Raw genomic sequence first — 12,138 nt, 5'->3', positions numbered from 1 at the left:
CGGCGCGGCAGGCGGCAGAGGACGCGCTGCCGGCGCTGCGCGAGGAGGACGCCATCGCGGCGGCCGTGATCCAGCGGCTGACCGTGGAACGCGACCAGCTGGAATCGGCAGAGGCACGCGCCATCAAGGCCATCGAGACCCTGACCGCCCGCATTGCCCAATTGTCCCGCGACATCGCCCGCGAGGTCGCGCTGAATGCCGATGCAGGCGACAGCATTGCCGCACTGGAGGCCGAACAGACCGCGCTGGAGGCCGCACAGGCCGGCCACGAAAGCGCCTTGCAATCCGCCATGGGCGAAGCAGTCGCCGCAGCCGAGGTGCTGGGCACCCGAGAGGCCGATCTGGGGCAGGCGACCGAGGATGCCGCACGACTTGCGGCGCGCCACCAATCCGCGCAGCGACTGGCCGAGGACAGCGCCAAACGGGTGGCGCGGGCCGAACAGCAGGAACAGCAGGCACGCGATGCGAATGCCGCTGCGGTGGCCACGCTGGCGGCGCTTGCGCAGACCTCCGACGCGGCGCGGCAAGCCGAAGAAGCTGCGACCGAAACAGCGCGTCGCGCCGAGGAAACGCTCGTCATGGCCGAGGCGGCACGCGCAAGGACTCAGGCCAGCGAATCCGAGGCGCGCGCGGCGCGCTCCGCAGCTGAAGGCGAGGCTAGTGCCTTGCGGGCAGAGGTCGCGGCGCTGACCCGGCTGGTGGACCGCGACCGGGGTGATGCAACCGCACTGCTGGATGCATTGACTGTGGCACCGGGGTTTGAACGGGCGCTGGGGGCCGCACTGTCCGACGACCTCAAGGCACCGGTAGTGACGGATGAGGCGGCGACAGGCTGGGTCACGCTGAAAGCCTATCCCGCAGTGCCACCACTGCCGGGTGACGCGCCTCCGCTGGCCGACATGGTGACGGGGGCCACGGCCCTGACGCGCCGCCTGTCGCAGGTCGGGGTGGTCGCGGCAGACCGGGGGGCCGCCTTGCAGCGTGATCTGCAACCGGGGCAACGGTTGGTGTCGGTCGAAGGCGATCTGTGGCGCTGGGACGGATTGCGGGCGGGGGCGGCCGATGCGCCATCGGCGGCGGCCTTGCGGCTGGAACAGGTGAACCGGCTGGCGCGTCTGCGTGCGGATCTGGCGCAGGCCGAAACGGTCGCGGGGGACGCGCAGGCGGCGCATGACAAGCTTGCCACACGGCTGAAGGACTTGACCGAGGCCGACACGTCGGCCCGTGCGGCGCGCCGTGCGGCCGATGCACAGGTCACGGAGGCACGGCGGGCCGCCTCGCGCGCCGAGGCGGATCGTGATCTGGCCCAAAGCAAGCTTGATGCCTCTGCGCTTGCGCAGACGCGGCACGCGGACGAGGCCACGGCGGCCCGGACCGAATTGCAGCAGGCCACCGCCGCCGTCGCACAGCTGGAGGACCTGACCGCGGCCCGCGCCGCCGTCGACGATCTGCGCGTCACGGTGGAGGCCGCGCGCATGACGCTGATGGCCCGCCGCGCCGCTGCCGAAGAGTTGCGCAGTGCCGGCGACACGCGCGCGGCACGTCTGCGCAGTATCGCCAAGGATCTGACAGGCTGGCGGGCGCGTCTGGACACCGCCACCGGGCGGCTGGCCGAACTGGAGGCTCGCAAGGCCGCGTCCGAGGCCGAATTGAACGCTGCGCGTGATACGCCTGCCGCATTGGCGGCACAGCGTGACACATTGGGCGGCTCCTTGCAGGCGGCGGAACAACGTCATGGTGCCGCGCGTGACGCGCTCTCGGTCGGGGAGGGCGATCTGCGTGCCGCGACCCTTGCGGAACGCGATGCCGAACGCGCAGCATCTGACGCACGCGAGGCCCGCGCCGCAGCGGAGGCCCGTGCAGAAGCCGCGCGTGAGACCGTGGCGGCCGCTGTCCTGAATATCCGTGATGCGCGTGATCTGACACCGGCCGCATTGATCGAGGTGCTGGCCATTGATCCTGACACGATCCCGCCCGTTGACCGGATCGAAGCCGAGGTCGCAGGTCACCGGCGTCAACGCGACGCCCTGGGGTCCGTCAATCTGCGTGCCGAGGAGGACAGCCGCGAGGTGCAGTCCGAACATGCGTCGCTGGTCGAGGAAAAGCGCGACCTCGAAGAGGCGATTGCCGCACTGCGGTCGGGAATCGCAAGCCTGAACCGCGAGGGGCGCGAACGGTTGCTGACGGCATTCGAGCAGGTCAACCAAAGCTTTGGCACCCTGTTTGCGCATCTGTTCGGCGGTGGTGACGCGCGCCTTGAACTGGTCGAGAGCGATGATCCGCTGGACGCGGGACTGGAAATCATGTGCCAGCCACCGGGCAAGAAGTTGTCAACGCTGAGCCTGTTGTCGGGTGGCGAGCAGACGCTGACGGCGATGGCGCTGATTTTCGCGGTGTTTCTTGCGAACCCTGCCCCGATCTGTGTGCTGGACGAGGTCGACGCGCCGTTGGACGACGCAAACGTCACACGTTTCTGTGACCTGCTGGACGAGATGACGCGTCGGACACAGACCCGGTTTCTGATCATCACGCACCACGCTGTCACCATGAGCCGGATGGACCGCCTGTTCGGTGTGACGATGGCGGAACAGGGCGTCAGTCAACTGGTGTCGGTTGACCTGAAAAAAGCAGAACAGATGGTCGCCTGACGATGCCGGGACGGCGCTGTTTGGCCCGTTCCGGGCAAACGCGCCCCGCCCGCCATCCCGCCGATTAGTCCGATCGCAAGCATCGCGTCGGCCAGAAATCTATAGAAAAAGCGGTGATGGAGGCGAGTACCGGACCCGCTACCATTTCTCTAAGTCGCTGGAAGGCTTGAGCAATCGAGTGCGAGGTTGAGTTGAGTGTCGCACTTCGTGTCACACATATGCGGTCTGAGTTGTGTCTCTGTCAACCGCCGAGTGTTCCCTCAGGTGGCCTTCTGTCCTCCTATAGGGGGGGTGAATACGGCCTGTGGCTTTCCTTCCTCCTATGGTGTGCCCGAGTTGCGAACCGGAGGGTGTCTCTGTGCGAGCGGGTGGGGTATGGGGGAAGTTGGCGCGGCTGAGTATAAGGATAGGGACACGAAAAAATGTGCCGAATTTTTTAGATGGCAGAGAAATTCCAAGGACTTCGAAAGTTTCTGACCGAGGAACAGATAGCAAACTTGCCGGATCAACGGGGGCTGCGGTCTTGGGCATTCGAGCCGTACCTTGAGTTGCCTAATGACAGCGCAAACGCTGCACTTGAGCCGACATTAAATTCACTGCGAGATGAATGGTTGCAGGACTTTGAGCGAAAGCCAAACCCAAAGATGCAAAGCAACTTCGCAAGCTGCCTGCGGGTCTTCCTGTTGAACTTGATGCGGGTGCACATTGAAAGCGATGGCTTGACAGTTGGTATTCCAAGCCAGAAGGAACGTCTTGGGAACCAAGTGCAGTATCGGCCAGCGTTCATGTCCGTGCATTACTACCGCGAGGCGTTAAAGCTGCTCTTGGATTGTGGGCTTGTAGACATGGTCAAGCGCGGACATCGCCAAGAAAACTACGGAGAAACATCGCGGTATTCTCTCAGCGACTTGGGTCTGGGACGTCTTCCAATAAGCAAGATACGCGAAGGTGACTTCGACATTGGGCGGCGCGACGAAGTTATCCTGTTGAAAGATACCAAGCACCGACTGATCCGGTATGATCAAACACTAGAAACGCAATCCATGAGTGACAAGCTGCGCAAGCTGAATGACCTTTTGGAAAGGTCAGAAATTGCAAAAAACCGTCCCGCAACTGGACATATCGACTTTGACAGCGACTTCAGCGGTCAGGCAACGGACCTTTACCGCGTTTTCAATAATAGCGACTTCAAGCAAGGTGGGCGGTTCTATGGCGGCTGGTGGATACATGCCAAGAAGCACTTCCGCCGTATCATCACAATCAACGGCGAAGCTACCATTGAGGCCGACTTCAAGGGTATTCATCCGGCAATCTTGTTTGCCAAGAATGATCTGCCAATTCCGCCCGATCCCTACGCTCTCATCCCCGGTGTATCAGAAAACCCCGCACTTCGTGGCCCTGCCAAGACCACCTTCCTTGCGCTGATGAATGCTGGCCCAAAGGGAACAAGAGAACCCAAAGACTTCAATGCGCAACATGGCATGACAGCAAAGGCATTTCAGCAAATAGTTAGAAATGCCTTTCCCATGTTGCCGGGTATCTTCGGAGCCGGGCAAGGGTTGTTCCTTCAACGTGAAGACAGCGACTTGGCCGAGCGGATCATGATGCACTTTGCGGACAAGGGCATAACAGTCTTGCCTGTCCATGACAGTTTCATTGTCGCTGAGCGGCACAAAGATGAACTGGTTCAGGTCATGCAGGCAACTTTCAAAGATGCCTATGGGCAGACACCATCGGTGACGGTGGTATGATCTTGCCCTTGTTATAGGCATATGATGATCTTGGGCCTATCCGTTCCTTATATGAGAGGATGCCTTCCCTTGGTCTCCCCACCACCGGGGCAAATAAGGCTGCGCTTTGTCTTGACTGGATTTTCCTCACCCTGTCAGGCACAAAGGACAAAAAGCGAAAATGTGCCGGGGCAGTGATACATGCGGAACCTTCCCTATGACCTGACGGAGCTTCTCCAAACCGAGCAGGCGTTCACCTCGGATTGGGCGATCCTCAAGAATGCGGTGATCGAGGCGGCGCTGAACATGGACGCGCGGCTACTGGAACTGCTGATGCAGTCCGACACGATCAAGGCGCAATTCTTCACCGAGATTGCGGGCGCGCTGGTCATAGACAAGGTGAAGTTTCAGGACTTCGTGTCCAACAAAGCTTTCCTGCCCGACAGCTACACGGCCTTCAAGAACCGGATCAGGCTGACCGATGGGCGCGGCGATTACCTAAGCCAGTCGCGCGACGTGGTGCTGGCTTGGCCCTAAAACAAGGATTGCGTGCTGGAAGGCGGCATGACGAAAGAGGACAGGGGCCGCAACGAGGTGTTCTGGAACACGACACTGGCCCGCCATGACATCACGCGGCTGTGTGAAGGAGATCAAGATTATGTTAGAGAGCAGGAGTGAGAGGCAGAGCGTAGCGCTGAGAAGGAGCGCAATATCGGCATTGAGCGTGGGAATGGTCTCTAGGAATACAAATGATAGACGATAACAACTACTTTTTGGCGGTTGCCCTAGATGGATATTCTAACGACGGACTTCGAGTATCCGCATTTGATGTGGTTAAACAGCGACTCGAAAATAGTTCTTGGCCGCTCTATATGAACACTAAAAATAGGAAAGTTATCTCCAGAGGAGACGTGATTTTTTTCTACATTGGCGGGCAGGGTCCATGTGGAGGACACACTGTTGGGACAGCAGATGTTGTAGGCAGAACCGATGCTGGAAGGCGTGTCTTGCGGGATGAATACGCAGTCTCGCCTGTTAGTGCGATCATAGAACTTGGAAATATTAGGCTCACTGAGCCTCGAAAGTTAAAGCCCGTATTGATTGAATGTGGAATCATTCAACAAGAAAATAGGAAATGGGGTGCTTTTCTGATGGGCGGGTTGTGTCGAGTGCCAGAAATAGTTGCCGATAAATTGACAGGGCGGGTTCAATGAGGAGCGTTGATCTATTTTGTGGAGCTGGAGGCTTCACAGAAGGACTTCGGCAGGCTGGATATCATGCCATGCTTGCGAATGATTTTGATGAGATGGCATGCAAAACTTTTAGCCACAATCACCCCCTTGTCCCTGTAATATGCCGTGATATTGGAAAAGTTTCTGTAGACGAAATTCTCGATGCGGCAGGGCTGGTGGCTGGGGGTGTAAATCTCGTTGTCGGTGGTCCTCCTTGCCAAGGCTTTAGCTTGGCGGGGAGGCGTGTCGTCGATGATCCAAGAAATCAGATGTTCCTTGATTTTGTAAGAATAGTTGACGGGCTTCAGCCAGAGGTGTTTGTTTTTGAAAACGTTTCCGGCATAGTTACTATGCAGAAGGGTCAAGCACTCTTAGCTATTTTGAATGCGTTCGAAAATATTGGTTATAGCTGTCAATATAGAGTGCTCAACTCCGCAGATTATGGTGTCCCACAAAAGCGGCCACGTTTCATTTTAGTTGGAAGTAGGGACGGGCGTAATATTGGGTTTCCGGCTCCAACACATGGTCAACTTTCCTCACAAGGATCACTGTTTGGTGCAAATATTCTGCCATATTTAACTTCATGGGACGCGTTGAGCGATCTACCAGAAATAGCCCAAGGCCAAGGGGCTGAGGAAATGAAGCACTGCAACCGATATGACAACGAGTATCAGAAAGCGCGGCGTGGGATAAGAGAACCCGGGAAATTGTACAACCACCGCGCTACTTCACATTCTGAGCCTATCATTGAACGCTATGCCGCAATTCCTGAAGGCGGGGACAACTCACAAGTACCACTCCATCTTAGAACCAAGAAGATAAACGTCTACAAAATTGACAGCAAAGCGCCTTCGAGAACCGTTACTTGTAACCACAGAACCGATCTGTTGCATCCAAAGATTCCACGAGGGACAACGGTCAGAGAAGCGGCTCGCCTCCAAAGCTTCGACGACGACTATCGGTTCTTCGGAAATTTAACTCGAAAAGCGAAATGGGTTACACAAGACGATCAAGTGGGGAACGCTGTGCCACCACTTCTAGCAAAGGCTATCGGAACACATATTAAAAGAGTTATGGGGTGGTGAGATGATAGTATCGGCTGGGCATAAATTAGGTCAGATCGTTGGGGATTGGTGGGAGCAACATGTTGTTTTGCCACTCTTACAAGACGTTGCAAACGAACTTGGTCTGTTTCTCGACAATAGATTTGTTGAGCGTACATGTCGAGGGGGCAAAATTTTATGGCCTGATAGTGATGGGAACGCTGTTGACTACGATTATGTGTTGGAACTTGGTGGTACTGTAGCAGAAAAAGGCGTTCCTGTTGCTTTCCTCGAAAGCTTTTGGAGGCGTGGAGCACGCCACTCTAAAGACAAAGCACGCGATGATACGAATAAGCTTCTTCCGATGCGCTCAACTTACCCAACTGCGCGGTTCCTTGCTATTGCTGCTTGCGGCGAGTTCACGGAACCTGCTCGTGACTATGTTCGGACCAGGGAAGTAGAGCTCTTTTATATAAGCAAGGTGAATATAGTTAAGGCATTTGAAAAGCTTGGCCTGATAATTGATTATCCGGATAGTATGTCTGAGGCAGATAAGCTTGGATTGGTCAACAAGCTTGATGAGTTGCTGACTACTGATGCAAAGAATGCGGCATTTGAAGAACTTAAGAAAACTGTAGGTCTGGGTTCTTTCAGAGCTTTCCAGACAAAGATCTCAAGTTCACTCTCTGCTATGCCTCAGGAAATTAGGTTGTTCGTTCTGACGAGAACTGGCCCTGTCGTTTTTCAGACGACTGATGAGGTGCGAAAATTTTTATACTCAGACATTGATTGGTCGGAGCTTGGCGATGCGGAATGTGAGTACGTGTATGATGTCATATATACTGACGGTTCGGAGTTCTCAGTAACGGCTTCAGGCATTGACGAGCTTAAAGAGCTTCACGACCAAGTCGAAACCCTACAGCGCCACATGTCAAATTTATGTGAGTGAGCGACTTTTCAATTGAAGGCCAGAGACAGCGAGAGAAACGGATAAATCAGTTTCTGAACAGTGTACTGCGCTACCTTCTCCAAGGTAGCCAACTCCGTTTGTTTCCGGGACATTGAGTTGTGGCAGGCCGATCTGACGCCGAAGTCCGGATGATGCAGGCGATGGTCTTGAGCCAGTATCGCCGTAAGGTGACGCGGGAACGCGCATGACCGACGATGCACTGCACAATGGGTTCGGGCACGCTACGCCGCAGGGGAGGTGCAGAGGGCATCATCCTAAAAGGCAAGAAGAACAAGAAAGCCGACAAGAAGCCCTTGTTGGCCTATGGCGATGTGGCCTTTGCGAACGAAGCCCGCGAGAATCTGCACGTTATCAATCGGATGCTCTCAGACAATTTGGCTGACTTGTCCTTGTGTGAAAGGGAGGTGCAAAGCAAACTGCATGAGATCGCTTTCATTCGCGAGAGAACCTCGGCGCATTCGCCTGACTATACCGCAAGAACGGTCTACCGGGTCTTTAACAATAGCGACTGGGAGCAGGGCGGGCGCTTCAATGGCGCGTGGTGGATTGGCTGTCCTAGTCCGTTGAGACCCTATATCCATATCGACGGCAAGCGCACAGTCGAAGTGGACTATTCCGGATTGCATGCGGCAATGCTGTTTGCAGAGGCAGGCTTGCAAATTCCTAATGACCCTTATGAGCGGTGTCTTTCAAAGGCAATAGATACCCCCGAGGGCAAAGCCGAACGCAAGCTGGTGAAGCTGACCTTCAATGCACTGTTGAATGCCAAGACAGTGCAGCACTTTGGACAGGTAAAGGGTTACAGCGAAGACCTGACGGGGCGAGAATGGGACGACTTCAAAAAGTTTATTGTTAGTAGCTTTCCAGAGTTCAAGCAGCACTTTGGGTCTGGTGTTGGTTTGCGTTTGCAGCGCAAAGACAGCGACCTAGCTGAACGGGTCATGCTCAAGTTTGCCGCTATGGGATATGCCTGTCTGCCTGTCCATGACAGCTTCATTGTGCATCACGAGATGCAAGACGTGCTGACCGATACCATGAAAGCCGTGTTTAAGGATATGTTCGGCTCGGTCGGTGAAACTGATTTCGACATGGGGATTGGTGAGGCGGTATCGGGAATAGGCGAACCGATAGATGTAAACATGGAGGATTTGCTTGCCCCAACTGGCCATGCAGGGCGATTGCAAGCCTACCAACTAATGCGAGAGCAAGCATAAAGACTTTTTGTCTATATATGAGAAAGTAACATCACCCATTTAATAAAATAATTAATATATGGGCAACACCTATCGGTCGCGGCGCTCCGCCGCTCTCTCGTTACTGGTAACGATAAGGGATGGGGCAGCTTTTCAGACCCGGAATTTCTCGATTGCCTCGCTTAACTGTCGCAATGTGAAGCCTTCCCGCAGGTAGACCTGTTGCGTGACCCCGGCGCGGGCATGGCCCACGATGCACTGATAGATCGGTTCTGCCACATTCGCCTGCCCAAGTCGTGTCACCATCGTATGTCTGAGGCTGTGGAAGACGATCCCCGGCTTCTTGATCCCCAGCTTGGGCAAGAAACTTTCGTTGTACCAACGCCCCAGATTGCGACCGTAGCCGCCGTTCACGTTGTGGCTGTAATCTGGAAACAGGCGCTTGCCGTGCTTTCGGCTTTCAACGAAGTCGAGAAAGCCTAATCGTATCAAATCTGAGTGCAGAGGGACTCTGCGCCTGCTGGCTGCGGCTTTCACGCTTTTGTTGGCGTCGCCTTCGTCCGTGATGTTGAGAAACCAAGTGTCCCCTTCCTGCTGAATATCGGCAATGTCGAGTTGGCAAATCTCGTTCAACCGCGCCCCAGTGAACAAACCTAGCAACGTGCCCCACTTATGGCTGTCCTTTTTCACAAGGACAGAGAGATTGTCGGTTAACTCGTTGAAAATCAGGGCTGTCTGTTCCTCGGTGTAAGGCTTGACAGTTGTTTCGGCATTTCTGGCTTTCGCAACCTTCATTTTCTCGAACAGCTTCTGCGGGCCGTGGCCGTGGCGTTCTGCCCAATCAAAGAAACTGGCGAACATCTGAATATGGCTGTTGATGGTCTTGGGCGAGATCACCTTGTGTCCCGTGACCTTGACCGCTTCCATCAACGGCAAGTCTTTCAAGGCCGGTTTGGTGTTTCGGCTGGATGGAAGCGCCTGCAAGACCTTCTTAACTTCGCTCGCATCCTGCTTGGTGATCGTGACTAACATGCGGTCAGGGCCGAAGTATTCGACAAGGATGTTAAGGTAAGCCCGGTTTTGGCCGATGGTCTTGCCAGCCCATTGGCGCGAATGCTCAGCGATGAAATCATCCACCGCCGCACCCAAGGGCGATGAGGCCGGCAGAGCGGGCGCAGTAGCGGCGAGAGCACTGGCCGGGGCACCGTCATAGGAATAATGCTCAAGGCGCTCAGCGGCTTCCAGAACGGCCCTGAGCAAGTCCCGGCGACCCTTGCGGAGTTCGCGTTGCATCATGGGCTGGCTGGATTGCCAGTTTTGCGCCGTCAGGCCTGATTTTCTAAGGAACGGTTTGACGGGCAGATAGTGGTCGCTATCCATCTCCATATCGAGATAGCTTTCATGGTCCAGCATCTCGCATCGAACATTTTCCAAAGTGCTCTTCGACAGACCGCGCCGATCCAGCCAGTCAAGGTACTGGTCCAGATGCGCCTTGAAGTAGGCTTGCACCTTTTCGCGTATCTCGCTTTGTCTCAGTCCCGCCAATTCATTGTTCTCACGCAATATTCGACCGCAGGCGGCTAGATGGCGGGCCAAATCACCGGCCCGATCTGGGCACCGGGTGCACAAGGAGATACGAACCGTAGTCCGTTTTCCTCCTATGTACGAAGGGATAGGCCAGCGGAAGTAGTAAATCCCGTGTCTTGATGGGCTGAGGTAGGATGACAGCATCATAGGGGGGTGTCCCACTTTGTGTCACACCCGACTTCCTAGCCATTAACCCACTGATTTAAAGGTAAATGGAGGCGAGTACCGGAATCGAACCGGTCTACACGGATTTGCAATCCAGCCTCTATTCTTCTTCGATCAAAGGGTTAGCGCCCAAAACGTATCAGGACAAAGGCAGCACGAAGCCAGAACCTGATACAGCGCCAATTCGCCCATCGGCTCGCACGAACTTCGGCAAAACTGGCAAGCCGCGCCACAAGCGGGCGGCACGTTCGATCGCCTACGCGCTGACCCAGCAAAGCCCAGACGCCTATGCCTGTCTGCCGATTATCTTTCGGGCGCGGCTGGATCAGATCGAACGGGCTATGATCGCCTGGGCCGCTCTGACCTCTCTGGACTGCGATACTGCGCAAGAGGTCGCAAGTGTCGCGTTGAAAGGCGCGGGGTATCCCCTGCCGTCCGAGGTCGATGCAATGGACGATGCGCGGTGGTGGGCGGCGCGGGCATCCCGGCAAGAGGTCAAGGCGTTTGCCCTGGCATCCTTTGAGGCCATGCCGCTGACAGATCGTCAGGCGTTCCTCGCCTACGTTTCAGCGGCGAGGGCGGCGGCATGAAAATCCTTGTCCACCGCGAACCGATCGCAACCGAACTGCCGTTCAATCTTGATGACCTGAAAGCTCACATCCGCGTCGATGGTGATGAGTTTAACAATGAACTGACCAACATCGGCCATGCAGCGGCGGCAGAGCTGGAACAGTTTGCCCAGATTGCACTGCTCTTTCAGACCATCCGCGTGACGATCTTTGATCCACCAGTGCAAAGCGGGATGTCGCTACCCATTGGACCGGCGGTTCAGGCCAGCACGGCCACCGTCACGGCTGACGGTGTAGCTTCTACCGCCTTCACGATCGAGGCTGGGCAGCGGCCATATCTGCGATGGCTGACCTCATTCCATGACCTGCCCCTGCCAAGCCGCATCACGGTAGAATATCAGGCCGGTTTCGGTTCGACGGCTGACCAGGTGCCCCGTGACCTCGCACAGGCGTTGCTTGATCAAGCTGCCCTTCACTTTGATGGCCGGTCACCCATGAACGCCCGAGACCTCACCATGTCACCGCACATGGCCCGCATCGGTGCGCGCTATCGCGGGGTTCAGGTATGACCGAGCGTGAACTGGACGAACTGCTGACGATCCGCTGGCCGATGGTTATGCGGCGCGTGATGGCAGAGAGCGCAGACGAATGGCTCAAGGGCTTTGTCCGGTCCATTGCCAAGCACGGCAAGCGCCCATCGTGGCGACCCACATCCAAGCAAGAACAGATCATGCGGCGGCTGGTGTCCGAGCTGGGCACAGCACCCGAGCCTGACCTTGTGCTGATCGAGGACTGACAAAGACGAAAGCCCGCCGGTGACACGGCGGGCTTATGCGGCAGATGGCGTTCACGGGTTAGCCGGGTCTGCCGCATCAAAGTGCTACCGGGTAACGGGCCACGGCACAAGGGCAGCTATTCCGCGTCACGCGGTCTCTCCAAGCCCTAAGGCCCCACTGCCACCCTCTACGGCGGTGAACATGGGAGAGCGGACTTTGCCGAGG

11 protein-coding genes are annotated in these 12,138 nt (G+C 56.4%); 10 read left to right on the top strand and 1 reads right to left on the bottom strand.

The features are described from left to right. The 7 genes from AN189_RS14965 to AN189_RS14940 all read left to right on the top strand — a co-directional run. On the top strand, nucleotides 1–2,648 hold a 2,648-nt coding region (locus tag AN189_RS14965; RefSeq protein WP_056037530.1), incomplete at its 5' end, for a chromosome segregation protein SMC. A 440-nt stretch (nucleotides 2,649–3,088) separates the two neighbouring features. Next, nucleotides 3,089–4,399 carry a hypothetical protein gene (locus AN189_RS14960; RefSeq protein WP_056037526.1) on the top strand — a complete coding sequence of 437 codons (1,311 nt, stop codon included), beginning with the start codon at nucleotides 3,089–3,091 and terminating at the stop codon, nucleotides 4,397–4,399. A 180-nt stretch (nucleotides 4,400–4,579) separates the two neighbouring features. Further along, nucleotides 4,580–4,915, top strand: coding sequence for a site-specific DNA-methyltransferase (locus AN189_RS14955; protein WP_056037525.1), 336 nt, complete (start codon nucleotides 4,580–4,582; stop codon nucleotides 4,913–4,915). 212 nt (nucleotides 4,916–5,127) lie between these two features. Next, a complete protein-coding gene (locus AN189_RS19210; RefSeq protein WP_157057511.1) occupies nucleotides 5,128–5,592 on the top strand; it encodes a hypothetical protein in 465 nt (154 codons plus the stop codon). Then, nucleotides 5,589–6,695 carry a DNA cytosine methyltransferase gene (locus tag AN189_RS18875; protein WP_083484440.1) on the top strand — a complete coding sequence of 369 codons (1,107 nt, stop codon included), beginning with the start codon at nucleotides 5,589–5,591 and terminating at the stop codon, nucleotides 6,693–6,695. Before AN189_RS19210 ends, AN189_RS18875 begins: the two co-directional genes overlap by 4 nt. A gap of 1 nt (nucleotide 6,696) precedes the next feature. Next, nucleotides 6,697–7,602, top strand: a complete 906-nt coding sequence (locus tag AN189_RS19205) for a hypothetical protein (protein ID WP_157057510.1) — start codon at nucleotides 6,697–6,699, stop codon at nucleotides 7,600–7,602. 227 nt (nucleotides 7,603–7,829) lie between these two features. Next, a complete protein-coding gene (locus AN189_RS14940; RefSeq protein WP_056037513.1) occupies nucleotides 7,830–8,837 on the top strand; it encodes a hypothetical protein in 1,008 nt (335 codons plus the stop codon). A 132-nt stretch (nucleotides 8,838–8,969) separates the two neighbouring features. On the opposite strand, the gene AN189_RS14935 is transcribed toward AN189_RS14940, so the two are convergent. Beyond that, nucleotides 8,970–10,379: a site-specific integrase gene (locus AN189_RS14935; RefSeq protein ID WP_253279641.1), complete on the bottom strand. Its 1,410-nt coding sequence runs from the start codon at nucleotides 10,377–10,379 to the stop codon at nucleotides 8,970–8,972. Between the two features lie 236 nt (nucleotides 10,380–10,615). Between AN189_RS14935 and AN189_RS14930 the strand changes: the two genes are divergently transcribed. The 3 genes from AN189_RS14930 to AN189_RS14920 are packed head-to-tail and all read left to right on the top strand — an operon-like array spanning nucleotide 10,616 to nucleotide 11,933. Next, nucleotides 10,616–11,158, top strand: a complete 543-nt coding sequence (locus AN189_RS14930; RefSeq protein ID WP_056037507.1) for a hypothetical protein — start codon at nucleotides 10,616–10,618, stop codon at nucleotides 11,156–11,158. Next, nucleotides 11,155–11,706: a hypothetical protein gene (locus AN189_RS14925; protein ID WP_056037505.1), complete on the top strand. Its 552-nt coding sequence runs from the start codon at nucleotides 11,155–11,157 to the stop codon at nucleotides 11,704–11,706. Before AN189_RS14930 ends, AN189_RS14925 begins: the two co-directional genes overlap by 4 nt. Continuing rightward, the gene (locus AN189_RS14920; RefSeq protein WP_056037502.1) at nucleotides 11,703–11,933 is read left to right on the top strand and encodes a hypothetical protein; all 231 of its coding nucleotides are present in this window, start codon (nucleotides 11,703–11,705) and stop codon (nucleotides 11,931–11,933) included. The genes AN189_RS14925 and AN189_RS14920 overlap by 4 nt, the downstream gene beginning before the upstream one ends. Nucleotides 11,934–12,138 lie beyond the last annotated feature (205 nt).

The organism is Loktanella sp. 3ANDIMAR09 (assembly GCF_001420005.1).
Lineage (GTDB): Bacteria > Pseudomonadota > Alphaproteobacteria > Rhodobacterales > Rhodobacteraceae > Loktanella.
Note: the sequence above shows the minus strand (reverse complement) of the source record. Positions and strands in the feature narration are given on the sequence as shown.